The sequence below is a fragment of the Streptosporangium sp. CA-115845 genome (genome assembly GCF_050943795.1).
Classification (GTDB): domain Bacteria; phylum Actinomycetota; class Actinomycetes; order Streptosporangiales; family Streptosporangiaceae; genus Streptosporangium.
On record NZ_CP191988.1, the window covers coordinates 5,441,145 to 5,455,542 of the forward strand.

At 68.3% G+C, this 14,398-nt stretch carries 15 protein-coding genes and 1 pseudogene; 9 read left to right on the top strand and 7 right to left on the bottom strand.

Annotation, left to right across the window (positions count from 1 at the left end; genetic code table 11):
* Nucleotides 1-239: 239 nt before the first annotated feature.
* The 3 genes from ACQP0P_RS26755 (at nt 240) to ACQP0P_RS26765 (ending at nt 2,210) form a co-directional block, all read left to right on the top strand.
* Nucleotides 240-437, top strand: coding sequence for a hypothetical protein (locus ACQP0P_RS26755; RefSeq protein WP_433359232.1), 198 nt, complete (start codon nt 240-242; stop codon nt 435-437).
* Nucleotides 434-1,189 (top strand): SDR family NAD(P)-dependent oxidoreductase, encoded by a 756-nt coding sequence (locus ACQP0P_RS26760; protein WP_433359233.1) that lies wholly within the window; start codon nt 434-436, stop codon nt 1,187-1,189. The genes ACQP0P_RS26755 and ACQP0P_RS26760 overlap by 4 nt, the downstream gene beginning before the upstream one ends.
* A gap of 142 nt (nt 1,190-1,331) precedes the next feature.
* Entirely contained in the window at nt 1,332-2,210 is an 879-nt protein-coding gene (locus ACQP0P_RS26765) for an ABC transporter substrate-binding protein (RefSeq protein WP_433359234.1), read from the top strand.
* A 455-nt stretch (nt 2,211-2,665) separates the two neighbouring features.
* Here ACQP0P_RS26765 and ACQP0P_RS26770 read toward each other — a convergent pair whose 3' ends face one another.
* From ACQP0P_RS26770 to ACQP0P_RS26780, 3 genes are all read right to left on the bottom strand, one after another.
* The gene (locus ACQP0P_RS26770; protein WP_433359235.1) at nt 2,666-2,809 is read right to left on the bottom strand and encodes a hypothetical protein; all 144 of its coding nucleotides are present in this window, start codon (nt 2,807-2,809) and stop codon (nt 2,666-2,668) included.
* Between the two features lie 140 nt (nt 2,810-2,949).
* Nucleotides 2,950-3,834 (bottom strand): SDR family oxidoreductase, encoded by an 885-nt coding sequence (locus tag ACQP0P_RS26775; protein WP_433359236.1) that lies wholly within the window; start codon nt 3,832-3,834, stop codon nt 2,950-2,952.
* Between the two features lie 151 nt (nt 3,835-3,985).
* The gene (locus tag ACQP0P_RS26780) at nt 3,986-5,239 is read right to left on the bottom strand and encodes an MFS transporter (RefSeq protein WP_433359237.1); all 1,254 of its coding nucleotides are present in this window, start codon (nt 5,237-5,239) and stop codon (nt 3,986-3,988) included.
* Nucleotides 5,240-5,318: 79 nt separating this feature from the next.
* Between ACQP0P_RS26780 and ACQP0P_RS26785 the strand changes: the two genes are divergently transcribed.
* From ACQP0P_RS26785 to ACQP0P_RS26795, 3 genes are all read left to right on the top strand, one after another.
* Nucleotides 5,319-6,218: a LysR family transcriptional regulator gene (locus ACQP0P_RS26785; protein WP_433359238.1), complete on the top strand. Its 900-nt coding sequence runs from the start codon at nt 5,319-5,321 to the stop codon at nt 6,216-6,218.
* A gap of 113 nt (nt 6,219-6,331) precedes the next feature.
* Complete coding sequence (locus tag ACQP0P_RS26790) at nt 6,332-6,469, top strand: hypothetical protein (RefSeq protein ID WP_433359239.1); 138 nt, start codon at nt 6,332-6,334, stop codon at nt 6,467-6,469.
* 486 nt (nt 6,470-6,955) lie between these two features.
* Nucleotides 6,956-7,078 (top strand): ALQxL family class IV lanthipeptide, encoded by a 123-nt coding sequence (locus ACQP0P_RS26795; protein ID WP_433359240.1) that lies wholly within the window; start codon nt 6,956-6,958, stop codon nt 7,076-7,078.
* Between the two features lie 537 nt (nt 7,079-7,615).
* Here the strand turns inward: ACQP0P_RS26795 and ACQP0P_RS26800 are convergent.
* Nucleotides 7,616-8,362: a hypothetical protein gene (locus tag ACQP0P_RS26800; protein ID WP_433359241.1), complete on the bottom strand. Its 747-nt coding sequence runs from the start codon at nt 8,360-8,362 to the stop codon at nt 7,616-7,618.
* Between the two features lie 220 nt (nt 8,363-8,582).
* Nucleotides 8,583-8,915 carry a hypothetical protein gene (locus tag ACQP0P_RS26805; protein ID WP_433359242.1) on the bottom strand — a complete coding sequence of 111 codons (333 nt, stop codon included), beginning with the start codon at nt 8,913-8,915 and terminating at the stop codon, nt 8,583-8,585.
* Between the two features lie 221 nt (nt 8,916-9,136).
* Between ACQP0P_RS26805 and ACQP0P_RS26810 the strand changes: the two are divergent.
* Together ACQP0P_RS26810 and ACQP0P_RS26815 are read left to right on the top strand one after the other, a co-directional pair.
* Nucleotides 9,137-9,772: pseudogene (locus ACQP0P_RS26810) on the top strand (IS1634 family transposase); the annotation flags it as partial.
* 208 nt (nt 9,773-9,980) lie between these two features.
* The gene (locus ACQP0P_RS26815; RefSeq protein WP_433359243.1) at nt 9,981-10,565 is read left to right on the top strand and encodes an ATP-binding protein; all 585 of its coding nucleotides are present in this window, start codon (nt 9,981-9,983) and stop codon (nt 10,563-10,565) included.
* A gap of 112 nt (nt 10,566-10,677) precedes the next feature.
* Here ACQP0P_RS26815 and ACQP0P_RS26820 read toward each other — a convergent pair whose 3' ends face one another.
* Complete coding sequence (locus ACQP0P_RS26820) at nt 10,678-11,898, bottom strand: MFS transporter (RefSeq protein ID WP_433359244.1); 1,221 nt, start codon at nt 11,896-11,898, stop codon at nt 10,678-10,680.
* A 95-nt stretch (nt 11,899-11,993) separates the two neighbouring features.
* A complete protein-coding gene (locus ACQP0P_RS26825) occupies nt 11,994-12,446 on the bottom strand; it encodes a carboxymuconolactone decarboxylase family protein (protein WP_433359245.1) in 453 nt (150 codons plus the stop codon).
* Nucleotides 12,447-12,552: 106 nt separating this feature from the next.
* Here ACQP0P_RS26825 and ACQP0P_RS26830 point away from each other — a divergent pair, with 106 nt between their 5' ends.
* The gene (locus ACQP0P_RS26830; RefSeq protein WP_433359246.1) at nt 12,553-13,953 is read left to right on the top strand and encodes a PLP-dependent aminotransferase family protein; all 1,401 of its coding nucleotides are present in this window, start codon (nt 12,553-12,555) and stop codon (nt 13,951-13,953) included.
* Nucleotides 13,954-14,398 lie beyond the last annotated feature (445 nt).

A 14,398-nucleotide genomic window follows, 5' to 3' on the forward strand; every position in this document is an offset into this window, starting at 1 on the left:
CGACGTGCCACAGGATAGCCAGCAGCGGGCAGGCCGATCCTGGCGCCCCGCCACGAACCCGCCGGCATCGGCGCTCGAACTTCGGTGACAAACGCTTAATCTTCGATGTCACAGGACACCCGTCTCGGATCGGTGATGTGATCCCAGACCGACATGTCGGCTTGAAGTGGCCCCACCTTTAGAGTTGCGGTGTCAGGCTCGACCTGCTGGATCACGCGCGCCACGGCAAGGGGGAGTTGGTGGCGCTCACCAAAGTCGAGCTGTTCGGCCAAACCCGCCGGGATTCGTGGCACGAAGGCCTGGGGATCCGGGCGCCGGCCCGCAAGTACGGAGTCCGCGAGGCACTGACGCGGCCCGAACCGACACCACGTGAGACGCCACAACGCCGGGCGGTCATGCCGGCGGCCCGCGATGATGAGCAGGAGGTGGGACCGTGACCGGGGCAACCGGCAGGGTGGCATTGGTGACAGGGGCCAGCAGCGGAATCGGTGCGGCCACCGCACGCCTTCTGGCCGCGCGAGGGATGCGCGTGGTGGTCAACTACCTCCGCAGCGGCATGGCGGCCGAGGAGGTCGTGGCCGGCATCGAGGCCGCAGGCGGCCAGGCCATGGCCGTGCAGGCCGACGTGCGCGAGGCAGCGGCGGTCGAGAGCATGATCGAACAGGTCCAGGCGGCATGGGGCGGCATCGACGTGCTCGTGCACAACGCGCTCACCCCGTATGTGATCAAGCCGTTCCAGGACATGACGTGGGAAGAATTGGGCGGCAAGCTCGGCGACGAGATGCGTGCGGCGTTCGCGGTCACCAAAGCCGTCCTGCCCGCCATGACCGAACAGGGCTGGGGACGCATCATCTATCTCGGTACCGGCCTCAGCCGCCGGCCCCGGGAGGGCATGATCGCACTGGGCACGGCCAAGGCCGCACTGGCGCAGTTCGCCCGCTACCTCGCCCAGGAACTGGGCCCGCGGGGCATCACGGTCAACGTCGTCGAGCCCGGCCCGGTGGAGGACACCCGCATGGCGGATGTGTTCGACGAGGAGCACAAGCAGCGGCAGGTGGCCGCCACCCCCCTGGGCCGCCTGGCACGCCCGGGCGACGTCGCCCAAGCTGTCGCCTTCTACGCCGGCGAGGACAACGCCTTCATGACCGGCACCACGGCCGCGGTCAACGGCGGGATGTCCATGTACTGACGCTCCGCTGTCCTCCGCACGCGGGGCCATACCGTCCCGGTCCGGCCGTCGGCCGGACCGCATCCGGCACACCGTCACCTCGGCACCATGGGCCGCAGCACGCGCGGGCACACAGCGGTGACACGATCAAGGAAAAACGTTCATGTACACGATCGATCTCGCCTACGTCGGGCGGGGCCTGCACGAGGAACTGGTCGCCTACATCGCCGACCAGCAGGGCTACTACGCCGACGAGGGCGTCCACGTCGCGCTGCGCGACGGCTGCTCCTGGGACGAGGAGCGGCTGCGCCACGGCGCCACCATCGGGCTCGGCCGGGCACTGCTGTCCCGACTGACCGATGGCATCCCCTGGGTGGCACTCAATGTCAACACCCACCGCCCGCTGTTCTGGTTCCTCGCCCGCCCCGGCCTGACCTCCCTGGCCGACCTGTCCGGCCGACGGGTGGCGGTACACGCCCCCCACACCGCCCCCGGGTGCTTCGCCCGGATCGTGCTGCGCCAGGCCGGCCTCGACCCGGACCGCGACATCCACACCATCGTCCGCCCGCCCGGCGACTACGGCATGGACCTGCGCTGGCTGCACGATGGCAGGATCGACGCCGCCCTGGTCGGCAGCACCATGGCACCGGAGGCGATAGCCGCCGAGCACGGCTGGCAGGTGCCGGCCTGGGTCGGCGACCACTTCCAGATCCCCACCGTAGGCGTGGCCGTCGACCCCACCTACATCCACCCGGACGACCCCGCGGTCCAGGCCGTCGTACGAGCCCACCGGCGTGCCCTGCGGGTGATCCACAACGAACCCGAGAGCACGGTGCGGCACATCCAGACGTTCCTCGGCCGACACACCGCAGACGAAGCCCGAGCCCACTACGAGACGTTCATCGCACCGTATTTCACCACCGGCGGCCAAGCCGACCTCGCCGTCGGCGCCACCGCGATCACCGCGGTCGCCGCCGAGCTCGGCGTCCCCGCCACCGTCACCGCGGCCGAGTTCTACCGCACCGCAACCACCGCACCCTAGGAGCCCGGGGGTGGGGAACAGCCATCGCACCCTACGAGGGGTGCCGGCGGCCTGGTATGCCCGCAGCCACGCGCACGCCGACTTGCGGGTCACCTTCAGTTATCGGGCGACCTGCGGCGCGGTCATTCCCGAGGCGAACATGTCCGCCGTTCGAAACCAGCTGCCGCCTGCCGGCGACAGCGTCTTCCGTCCCGGTCGTTTCGATGCAAAACCACCTGCGTTACTCTCGTCTCCGCGATCACGGTCACGATCACCACCGCCTGACGTTCACCGCAGGAGCGGCCGGACCGAACGCTCGCGGTAGGTGAGCGGTCGAAAGCGCGTTTCCATGCAGCAGCGGACGAGATCCTGGATGACGGGGTCGGTGTCGCCGGCGAAGGCGACGAATGCGTGTTTGCCCGCTGTCGTGTCGACGGCGCGCGCGGGTGGAGATCGAGATGATTGCCCCATGTCAGTCAGGGGCGAGGGATGGCGACGGCGGTGTACGGGGTGGTGGGAGTCGGGCCGGTGTCGAAGCGGGCGTTGGGGAGGTACAGCCGGGGCCCGAAGACTGCCACGGTCGCCGGTACGTCGAACCGGCGATCACTCGCCTGCCGCACGACGTGGCCTTTGGTCCCCGCCGGTGTTCGACTGCACGACTATCAGGCCCCGGCCATCCGGAGTCGGCGTGATCCCGTGATGGAGATCACCGAGTGGCCCGCGGCGTCGCAACAACCCCGCGGGCCACCAGCGGATCGCTTCAGTTGTCCTCGGCCGAGGTGAACGCTGCGGCGTGGTCACGGACGAAGCCGGCGATGTCGCGCGGTGGGCGGCCGAGAAGGTCGGCGGCCGTATCGGTGGTGAAGTCTCCCCAGCCGGAGACATACGCCTGCGCGTACTCCTCGAGCATGTCGACGATCCATGTCGGAACGCCGTAGCCGAGCAGTGTCTTGCGCTTGGCGTCGTCGCTGACCGGCAGGTACGTGATGGACCTGCCGAGAGCGATACTCATTTCGGCGGCGACCTCGTCAACGGTCAGCGAGCGCGGGCCGGTAAGGGTGTACGTCTGGCCGTGGTGGCGATCCGGGTCGTCGAGGAGCACGCGGGCGGCGCATTCGGCGATGTCGCGTACGTCGATCATGCCGATCCTCGCCGAGGCCAGGTTCAGCGAGAACGTGCCGGTGGCGGAGATGTCGCCCGCCTCGTTCAGCAGGTTCTGCATGAACCAGTGTGGACGCAGGATGGTCCAGCGCATGCCGCACCGTTCGGTCTCCCGGTCCGACAGCGCGTGCAGCCTGCCGCTGCGGTTCGGCGCGTCGTGTGCCGCGCCGACGACGGACAGGCGCACGATGCGCTCCACACCGGCCTGGCGTGCGGCCCACACGGCGTTCATGTTGTGCTCCGGAGCGCGCGGGCCGTTCGGGGTGAGCAGCCACACATCCTGCACGCCCTCGAAGGCGGGCGGCAACGACCGGGGGTCTTCGAGGTCGCCGACGAAAACCTCGGCGCTCTGTCCGCATGGGCCGTTCGCTGTGGACTTGGCGCGGACGAGAGCGCGAAGGTCCACCTCGGCCCCTTCCAACGCATTGATCAGCGCGGTGGACACGGTTCCGGTGGCTCCGGTGATCAGCACGGTGCGCGACACGTTCATTCTCCCTTGGTGGTGGGGGTACGGATCTGGTTGCGGACGGCGTCGGCCGTCGACTACGTATGGGCGAGCGCCTCGGGTGTCACGCGGCTCTCCATGTTTCCCGCCGCTCCGAACACGGTGACGTGCATGGTTTCAGCTCCTTGGATCAGTTGGCCGAGGTGGCCGGTGTCGCGTCAGAGGTCTTCGCAGGCTTTCCTGCCGTCCGGCCGACGGTGATGCGCTCCAGGACCCAGAGCACGACGGTCCCGGCCGAGAGGGTGGCGCCCAAGACGCACACGCCGGTCCAGCCGCCGTACACCCAGACCACCGCAGCCAGCGCGGACCCCACCGCGCCGCCGACGAAAAGGCAGGTCATGAAGGCGGAGTTGATCCGGTTGCGGGCCTCGGGCCGCAGCGCGTAGAGGACGTTCTGGCTGCTGTTGAGCACCGCCTGATGTGCCAGGTCCAGCACGATCACGCCGACGAGCAGCCAGATCAGCGTGCTCGCCCCCGCCGCGATCGCCGCCCAGGACGCCACCAGCAGGACCGTCCCGGCGCCGGTCACGACCTGCACGTACCCGCGATCGGCCAGCCGCCCCGCCACCATGGCGGTCAGCGCACCCACGGCGCCGACCAGCCCGAAGAGTCCGATGGCCGACTCCGACCAGCCATAGGGCGAACCCACCAGCAGCAAGGTCAGCGCCGTCCACAGCACGCTGAACGAGGCGAGGCTCAACGCGGCGATGCCCGCCCGCCACCGCAGCAACGGCTCGTACCGGAACATCGCCACCGTCGAGCGCAGCAGACCCAGGTAGGACCGGCCTCCGCCGCCGCCGTCTCCGCCGAGCCGGGGCAGGTAGGTACGCAGCAGCACGGCCATCAGCGCCATCAAGGCCGCGGCCACCCAGTAGACCGTCCGCCACCCGCCCAGCTCCGACAACGCCCCGGACGCGGTGCGCGCCAGCAACAGGCCGAGCATCAGCCCGGTCATCACCGTGCCGACCACCCGGCCACGCTCGGCCGGGTCCGCCAGCGTCGCCGCGAACGGCACCACGACCTGGGCTCCCACCGAGGTCAGCGCGGTCAGGGCCGTACTGACCAAGAGCACCGTGCCGTTGGAGGCGGTGGCCGACACCAGCAGAAACACCGCGGTCACCGCGTAGAGCGACACGGCAAGCCGCCGCCGCTCCAGCAGGTCGCCGAGCGGCACCAGCAGGATCAGCCCCAGCGCGTACCCGCCCTGTGCGGCCGTCACCAACAGCGCCGCCGACGATGGCCCGATCCCCATCTCCCGGCCGATCAGGTCAAGCAGCGGCTGCGCGAAGTAGTTGCCCGCGACCGCCAACCCGGTCGCCACCGACATGAGCAGGAGCAGCCCGCGCGACAGGCCTCTGTCCGAACGGGAAATCGTCGTCGTCATGCGCCCAGCTTCGGGGATAGAAGATCAATGAGTCCAATGCATGTTTGTCATCGGATCGATCGTGTAGCACGATTGATCCATGGAACTGCAGCAGATGCGCTATGTCGTCGCCGTCGCCGATACGAGCAACTTCACCCGGGCCGCCGAGCAGTGCCTGGTCGTCCAGTCCGCCCTGAGCCACCAGATCGCCAAGCTGGAACGTGAGCTGGGCGCCAAGTTGTTCAGCCGTACCAGCCGCCGCGTCCGTCTGACCCCCGCCGGTGAGGCGTTCCTGCCTGCGGCCCGCCAGGCTCTCGACGCCGTCGAACGGGCCTGCTCCGAGGTGGCGGCCGCCACCGGTGAGATCCGCGGCCGGCTGGTCATCGGCGCCATCCCCACCGTCACGGCGGTCGACCTGCCGGCCGCGCTGAAACAGTTCCACCTGCGGCATCGGCAGGTGCGAATCAGCCTCCGCTCGGGCGCGAGCGAGGACCTGACCGAACGGGTACGGCAGGGCACCCTGGACGCCGCCTTCCTGGGGCTTCCGCTGGGTGAATGCCCAAAGGGGGTCCGCGGCCGCGAACTGGCACGCGACGACCTCGTGGCCGTGGTGGCGCCCGACCATCCGCTGGCGGACGAGGACCGGGTGGATCTGCGTCAACTGTCGGATGAATCGTTCATCGACTTCCCCCCGGGTACCGCCGCGCGGGCCCAGTCGGACGAGGCGTTCGCAGCGGCCGGGGTCCGGCGCGAGGTCGCCTTCGAAGTGACGACCGTGGACTTCATCGCTCGCCTGATCCGGCAGGGCCTGGGCATCGGGATGCTGCCCGCCGCCTTCGTGTCCGAACTCCCGGGTCTGCCCGTTCTCCAGCTTCGCGACGCTCCCGCCCGCATGGAGTACCTCATCTGGAGCCGCTTCCCTCCATCCCCTGTCGCCGCGGCGTTCCTGTCCACCCTCGGCATCTCGGCAGCGGAGTCCTCACCATCGCCGGGTTCGTGACTTCAGGTGTCCGACGGGACAGCAGCCGGTCGAGCCAGGCCACGGGTACAGTCGTGGATGCCACGCATCCACGCAGCTCGGGGCCTGTCCAGTAAACGGCTCTGTCTCTCCTCATGGACCTGCGCCGGCTGCACGATGACAGGATCGACGCCGCCCTGGTCGGCAGCACCATGGCACCGGAGGCGATAGCCGCCGAGCACAGCCGGCAGGTGCCGGCCTGGATCGGCGACCATTCCAGATCCCCACCGTAGGCGTGGCCGTTGACCCCGCGGTCCAGGCCGTCGTACAAGCCCACCGGCGCACCCTGCAGGTGATCCACAACGAACCCGAATAAGCGGCTGTTAAGAACGGTTAAGGCTTCTTAAGCACCCGCGGATTGTCGGCGGCGCGAAAGGGCTCATCGGCGGTGAACCGGCGAAATGGCACCCCGGCCTCCAGTGCCCGGGTGAGCATGGCCATGACCAGCTGCTGCCTACCGGCGACAGCGTCTTCCGTCCCGGTCGTTTCGGTGATCGACGAAAGTTAAGCCAAGAGCCGGAAACACCTTGTCATCCCATCCGAAAGTGGTTCATAAGTGCCCGCCACGATGCTGTCCTGGTACGACGAACCCGCGCCGATGAATCGGCACGGCAGGCACCACACCGGGTCCGACCACACAGACTCCGCCGGATGGACCGGCGGTTACGGAGACCGCCGCAGTATCGGTGGAGGTCCTCCTCAGCAAAAGGAGAAAAGCAATGGAACTCGACATCAACTCCCTGGACATGCTTCCCAGCAAGATGGAGGCCCCTCTGTATCCCTGCAAAACCACCTGCGTTACTCTCGTCTCCGCGATCACGGTCACGATCACCACCGTCTGACGTTCACCGCAGGAGCGGCCGGACCGGACGCTCGCGGCAGGTGAGCGGCCGAAAGCGCGTCGCCTCGGCTGCGGAGGCATTCGTCGCGGGTAGGCGGCGGCCGGGGCGACACGCGGTGAACGCCTGACCTTCGAAATCTCCCTCGCCCTCCCCATCGGGTGGACAGCGATCATGGCCTGGTACGCCTTCATCAAGCTGCCGAGCCAGGCAGGTGCCAGGGATGAGCCGGCGCGGCGGTTCCTCAGCTGCTATCGCCGACTTTCCAGATGAGACGACATCTACGCGCGGTCGCGTCCACGGAAATGGTGTACGAGTTTCCCCACCCAGATGGCGTGGCGCCGTCTGTTCCACCACTCCACCGGAGGCACTGCGGTCCAGTCCGGCCGTGGCCAGTACGTCGGATCGGAACACCTCCATGCCCAGCACCTTGACGACCTGGGGATCGGCGCCCCGGCCCTTGGCTCGCCGTCCCAGGCAAGGGCCGGCCATCACTGTGCACAATAGAACGGCGGCCGAAACAGGCGGCGAGGGCGGGTTTCAGATCCAGGCCGCGCCGATCTTCGTCACCCACTGGCGGCAGTTCCCGCACCCGGAACGGGCCTGCCACTTGCCTGCCATGACGTTCCAGGTCTGGGCATGGAAGTAGAGGGTGCCCCTGGGGATCTTGGACACATCGGTGATGCCGGTGCTGTTGAGGTATGCGTTCATCGCGGCGACCTCTCCGCACGCGGTGATCGGCCACTCCTCTACCTGCGTCACACCGGTCAGGACCTTCGCCATGACGGGGTGCTTCTCGCTGAGGGAATACTCTCCGCTGGTCCCCGCCCAGGTCTTGCCTGTCCCGGCGTGGGCGACGACGGCGATCACCGTGCCGACCTTGTCGCCCGAGCCCGTGCTGTACTTCTTGATCAGATGCTGCGCCTCCTGCCGCGCTGCGGAGGCAAGCGAGATCTTCTCCTTACCCTCCTTCTCCTGAGCTTTCAGCGTCTCCATCCGGGTCACGTGGGTCATGAAGGTTCCCCAGCTACCCGTGTCGTTTTCCTCCAGCCACGCGATGAGCTCCTCCCGAGCCGTGCTCTCGCTCTTGCCGCTGTAGGTCACGGCATACACCAGGCTTGTCAGCTTCTTGTCGATCCCCTCAAAGGGGGCCCGTTTGCTGACCATGTCGGGTACGTGGTCCTTGATGTAGGTCTGAAGGTTGATTCGAACGGTACTGGCCCACTTAGAGAAATCCGTCTCCGGCACCTGGTCTGCGAAGGTAGGTGTGCTCGGCTGCTCGGACATGGGAGTCCTCTCCATCGGTGTGAGCCGGGTGACGGGCCGCCTCGGCCGCCTCCCGATAGGCGTTACGCGCCGACATGGCCGCCGGGATCGGCGACCTGGCTCCCCGCGAGTATCCGAGCAGACAATGAACGACCGATTGCCATCTGCTTGACGGCTCAGGCGGCTACCACACACACGCAAGACCATGCCGCAGGGTGACCCGGCTCAGGTCAGCACCGTCTCAACCATCCGTCCGGTAACCACTGTCAAGAGCAGGAACCATCCCGCAACCGTTCCTTGATGGGCGGCCACAAACCGGAGTGGACAGGCTGGCGGCGTGAGCCGGGGCCTCGACGGCCGTCCCTCCCACCGCGCCGTTCAACGACCAGCAAACACCCTCCTTGAGAGCTCTCAGCTCACCTGTCCGTGAACAGACGAACTCCGTCAGATCGAGCACATCATGCTGGGTGGCCGGCTTGGCGGAGATCTCGTCCGGCAGGTCGTCTGCGAAGTCGAGCGGCGCCTTCGGGTTCGACCAGTCCACCGGCCGCTGCAGGTTGGCCAGGTTCTCCACACTGGCCCGGGACACCGGGGGTCGGTGAGGTGCCCGAGGTAGACCTCTCCCCCTCGGGGCTAAGCACCAAGTCGCCCTCGCGCATCCGCGACAGGAACGCGTGAAACTCGGCGGTCTTCTTCAACCGGTCGTTGTACGAACCGTGCCCGTACCCCTCGTCCACCGCAGCCCGGAACCGCTGGGGCGGGCCGACCTCCCGGCCGAGGTGGAATCCGTCCCCCTGGCCCGGCAACACCACCGACACCACCCTGATCCGCCAGGTCAAGGACGACATGCGGGACTGGACCCTGTCCAAGATCGTGTAGGTCGGTGATCGCGGCTTCGCCTCCGCCGACAACCGCCGCTACCTGCGCCAAGGCGACCACCACTACATCATCGGCGAACGACCGCGCTCGGGCTCGGCCGAGGCCAAGGCCGCCCTGTCCCGCCAGGGCCGCTACCAGGACGTGGCCGACAACCTGAAGGTCAAAGAGGTGCGCATCGGCGAGGCCGACCGGTTCGTGATCTGCTTCAACCCCGACGGCGCGATACGCGACGCTGCCATCCGCCGGCGCCTGATCACCCAACTGGGGGAAGTGATCGTCGGCACCGACCAGCTATCTGTCACCAAACGCGCCGAGCTGCGCGGCGTGATCTCCACCAAGCCCGGCCTGAACCGCTACCTGCGCACCACCCCGAACGGACCGCTGCGCATCGACGCCGCGAAGGTCAAGACCGAGGCGAACCTGGACGGCAAGTACCTGCTGCGCTGCTCCGACCCCAAGCTGTCGGCCGAGGACATCGCCATCGGCTACAAGCAACTCCTGGAGGTCGAGCGGGGCTGGCGGGACATGAAGCAGGTCATCGACCTGCGCCCTCCCACCCGGAACCACCACCCCACCGACCTACAGCACTGGAACAACGATCCGGGACACCACGACACCGGGCCTGGGTGTTCACCCCCCAAGCGGAGCCCCCGGCACGACGGGACAGGAAAGTAGCGCGGCCGGGCCACACAGCGGTGCGGCGGGGCGAGACAGCAGCACGGCCAGGTTGGAAAGCGGCACAACGGAACGAGGAGACAGCATGGCCAAGCTGGACAGCGGGACGACGACGGGACGAGACAGTGGCGCGGCGGGGCGGAGCGATGTCCGCGCGCTGGTCAAGGTCCTGCGACCCGGATCCGCCTCACGACGGGCCCACGCCATCCTCCGCGACGTGCTCCAGCACGCGGGACTGCCCGAAGACGACATCGACACCGCCGAACTCATCGTCGCCGAACTCGCCGCCAACGCAGAGAAACACGCCTGTCCCCCGTACGAACTGCGTGTCTTCAGTCTGGACGGCACCCCCAGCTGGTGCGAGATCGTCGACGGCGACCCCAACACCCACGAGGTCCGCCTCATCCTCAACCTGCTGCACTCGGTCAAGGAGATCGGCCTGCCCCTGCTCGCCGAGAACGGCCGCGGCCTACTACTGGCCCACCGGCTCTCGCGCCGGCAGGGCACCCTCTGGCTCACCCCCGACGAACTCACCGAAATGATCGACGCGCTGCGCGGCGTCCTTGCCTCAAGGACGGACAACCAACCCGCACCCGGCCGCACTCCTCACCTGCTGGGCACGATCCTGTTCCCGACGGAGGAGTCGGGCCGTCGCCGCGGACCAGGGTGACGCAAGGTGGTCGCCATGGTGATGAGTGCTCGAACCGGCGTCAGGAAGTGAGAAGGCGGCTGATCTGATCGACGCGGGGGCCTCGCCGGGGATCTCGCGGTAGACGCGGCGTTTACTCGGGCAGACCCGGGCGGGGAACCCTGTGGCGAGGCATGGCACCGACGATCGGAAGCACCAGAATGGCCAGCACGCCACCGATCCACAACACGCTCACCGTTGAGGCGGTGTCGACCACCAGGCCGCCGACGAGGGCGCCCAGGGCGATGGACAGGTTGAACATCGACACGTACAGGGAGGACGCGGCCTCGGTGGCCGTCGGCGCGGCGTTCAGGATCCAGGTCTGGAAGGTGACCGGGACGGCGCCGTAGCCCAGACCCCAGACGATGAGTATCGCGGCCACCGAGAAGGTGTTGTGGTCGGTCACCGCGAGAGCGGCCATGGCCGCGGTGAGGAGTACGGAGATGCCGCACACGGTCTGCCGGAGACGCTTGGTGATCAGGGCACCGGCGATGAAGTTGCCGCAGATGCCGGCGATGCCGAAGACCAGCAGCAGCACACTGATCATGCCGTCCGCCACACCGTCGTGCTGGAGGATGGGCCGGACGAAGGTGTAGGCGGTGAAGTGCCCGGTGATGACCAGGAAGGTCATGGCGATGCCGACGCGTACCGCGATGTGCGTCCGGAACACCCGTGGCAGGTCCCCGAAGGTCATCGTGCGCTCCGGCGCCACCTTCGGCATCACGACGACCATGCAGACCAGCGAGATCAGACCGAGCACACCCACGACCGCGAACGCGGTTCGCCAGCCGCTGAGGTCGCCGACCAGAGTGCCCGCAGGCACACCCAGCACGGAGGCGGTCTCGACGCCGCCGAAGACGACGGCGGTGGCCCGCACGACGTGGTGCTTCGGGACCAGACGCAGGGCGATGGCGCCGGCCAGGGACCAGAAGCCGCCGACGCTGATGCCGATCAGAAAGCGGGCCAGCAGGACGACGGCGAAACTCGTGGCGAAGGCGGAGGCGAGGTTGGCCGCGCCCATCATCCCGATCAGCACGGCCAGCACCAGCCGACGGTCGATCCTGGCGGTGGCCACGGTGACCAATGGTGCCGCGACGGCGGCGACCAGCCCAGGCACGGTGACCATGAGCGCGGTGGTGCCCTCGGAGACGTCCAGCGCGGTGCCGATCGGGGTGAGGAGTCCGACGGGCAGCAGTTCGGAGGTCATCAGGGCGAAGATTCCCAGCGTCACGGCGAGGATCGCGAGCCAGCCCCGGACCGGTGAGGGGCTCGTGTCCTGGGCCACGTCCGGTGGCGGGAAGTCGACGGATGTCACGCTGTCGGCCTTTCCTGGAAGTCATGCGAAGGGCGGTGGCCGCGGGGACGCGGGCCACCGCCCGTGGGTGGAGGAGGACGAGGGCGCAGGTGTGGCTACTCGGTTCCGGGGGTCTTGCGCGTGGTCACGTTCATGCGGTTCCAGGCGTTGACCGTGAAGATCATCGCGATGAGCTGGGCGAGTTCTTCGTCGTCGAAGTACCGCGTGGCCTCGTCGTACACCGCGTCGGTGACTCCCTGGGGAAGCAGGGTCATCGCCTCGGTCAGGGCGAGGGCCGCGCGCTCCTTGGCGGTGTAGAGGCTGGACTCCTGCCAGGCGCTCAGCTGGTAGATGCGCGCCTCGCTCTCACCCGTCCGGCGGGCGTCGCCGGTGTGATAGTCGATGCAGTACGCACACCGGTTGATCTGGGAGGCGCGGATCTGCACCAGCTCGATCAGGACCGGGTCCAGTCCCTCGCGGGCCACAGCGTCCAGGGCCAGCACGGCCTTGAAAATCTTGGGAGCGACAAGCGACAAGTTCATGCGTGCGGGAATGGCAACGTTCGTCATGCTCATGACCCTAAGGACACGATCGACCCAAGATATGGTGCATTCTCGTGGATATTTTGTGGGCCAATTTCGAGCACGACGGCCAGGGCCGGCGCAGGGTGAGGCGATGAGCGGCCTCCGTCCGGAAAGCGGCAGCGACCTGCACCTGGATCTCACCGGTGGCGGCGGCGCGCGCGTGCGGTTGATGCGGGCCCTGCGCGAGGCGATCCACTCGGGACGGCTGGCACCCGGTACCCGGCTTCCGCCCTCTCGCACCCTCGCCCTCGACCTGGGAATCGCCCGCAACACCGTCGCCGCCGCGTATTCGGAGCTCGTCGAGGAAGGCTGGCTCACGTCTCGTCAAGGTTCCGGCACGCACGTCGCACACCGCGCCGCGCCTCTGGAACCCGGCCGTCGGCGCTCACCCGCGCGTCCGTCCCGCCAACGGATCATCTACGACCTGATGCCCAGTTCCCCTGACGCCGCCGCCTTCCCGCGCTCGTCCTGGAGCGCCTCGGCCCGGCGCGCGCTGGCCACCGCACCCAACGACGCCTTCGGCGTCGGCGACCCCCGTGGCCGACCGGAGTTACGCCAGGCGCTGGTGGAGTACTTGGCTCGTACCAGAGGCGTGCGCACCAAGGCGGACCACATCGTGATCTGCTCGGGCTTCGCGCACGGGCTGCGGCTGGTGTGTCACGTGCTGCGCGGCCTCGTCGCTGTCGAGTCCTACGGACTCGACTTCCACCGCTCCATCATCACCGAGGCGGGCCTGAAGACCGTGCCGCTCACCGTGGACACCCACGGCGCACGAATCAACGAACTTCCGGCCACAGGCGCGCAAGCCGTCCTGCTGACACCCGCGCATCAGTACCCCACTGGAGGCGCACTGCACCCACAGCGCCGGGCCGCGGTGATCGACTGGGCACGCGCCACAGGCGGTCTGCTGCTTGAGGACGACTACGACGGCGAGTTCCGCTACGACCGCGAACCGGTCGGCGCCGTGCAGGGTCTCGATCCGGACCGCGTCGTCTACTTCGGATCGACGAGCAAGAGTCTGTCCCCCGCGCTCCGACTTGGCTGGATGGCACTACCCGGCCGGCTGGTGGACGACATCGTCGCCGCCAAGGGCCCGCGCGAACTCTGGTCGGGCGTCATGGACCAGCTCACCCTCGCCGACTTCATCACCGGCGGCGCCTACGACCGCCAGTTGCGCCGCATGCGCAGGATCTACCAGCGCCGCCGTGACCTGCTCACGGCCACCCTCGCCGAACGCGCCCCGCACGTCAGCGTCAACGGCATCGCCGCGGGCCTGCACGCCGTGCTCGAGCTTCCCCCGGACACTGAGCAAGCCACCCTCCGCGCCGCACGCCGCCTCGGCCTCGCCCTGGACGGCTTGAGCTCGTATCTGCACCCCGACAGCATGATGCCGCCACGCGACGGCCTGGTCCTCGGATACGGCACACCACCCGAGCACACGATCACAGCCGCCCTGGAAGCCCTCTGCCTCGCCTTGCCCGGACCGCCGTAGAAAACCCCCGCCGCTCGGGCCGGCGCCACCGCGCCGACCTGGGAGTACGTCGCCGTGGCCGCTGCTCCAGGTAGGCGACGTTGTCAGTGATGATGACGCGGTGCACGTTGGGCAGGTCGTGGAACCGTAGCGAGACGTTCTCTCGGTGCCGGGCGACCTCGCGGAGGCATGAAGCGCACCATCTCCGTTCTCGTCGCCACCGGCGCCCTCGGTGCCACACTCACCGGCATCAGTCCCGCCTCCGCAGCCACCTCCGCAATCGACTGCTCTACCGGCGAGTACACCCGGGTCCTGAACAGCTACGTCCCCACCAACATCGAGAGGCCCATTTCCCGCCCCCCTCGGCGTCGGACCCGGCGCGGTCATCAGGCGGCGAGTTCGTGGTTGAGGTGGTCGCGGAACTCGCGGATCATCATGCTGCCCTTGTACCGCTCAAGCCAACCGG

Excerpts from the sequence above, each read along its gene's own strand:
- ACQP0P_RS26765 (WP_433359234.1), top strand. The coding sequence starts at position 1,332 with ATGTACACGATCGATCTCGCCTACGTCGGGCGGGGCCTGCACGAGGAA.
- ACQP0P_RS26780 (WP_433359237.1), bottom strand. The coding sequence starts at position 5,239 with ATGACGACGACGATTTCCCGTTCGGACAGAGGCCTGTCGCGCGGGCTG.
- ACQP0P_RS26785 (WP_433359238.1), top strand. The coding sequence starts at position 5,319 with ATGGAACTGCAGCAGATGCGCTATGTCGTCGCCGTCGCCGATACGAGC.
- ACQP0P_RS26790 (WP_433359239.1), top strand. The coding sequence starts at position 6,332 with ATGGACCTGCGCCGGCTGCACGATGACAGGATCGACGCCGCCCTGGTC.
- ACQP0P_RS26795 (WP_433359240.1), top strand. The coding sequence starts at position 6,956 with ATGGAACTCGACATCAACTCCCTGGACATGCTTCCCAGCAAGATGGAG.
- ACQP0P_RS26800 (WP_433359241.1), bottom strand. The coding sequence starts at position 8,362 with ATGTCCGAGCAGCCGAGCACACCTACCTTCGCAGACCAGGTGCCGGAG.
- ACQP0P_RS26815 (WP_433359243.1), top strand. The coding sequence starts at position 9,981 with ATGGCCAAGCTGGACAGCGGGACGACGACGGGACGAGACAGTGGCGCG.
- ACQP0P_RS26825 (WP_433359245.1), bottom strand. The coding sequence starts at position 12,446 with ATGACGAACGTTGCCATTCCCGCACGCATGAACTTGTCGCTTGTCGCT.
- ACQP0P_RS26830 (WP_433359246.1), top strand. The coding sequence starts at position 12,553 with ATGAGCGGCCTCCGTCCGGAAAGCGGCAGCGACCTGCACCTGGATCTC.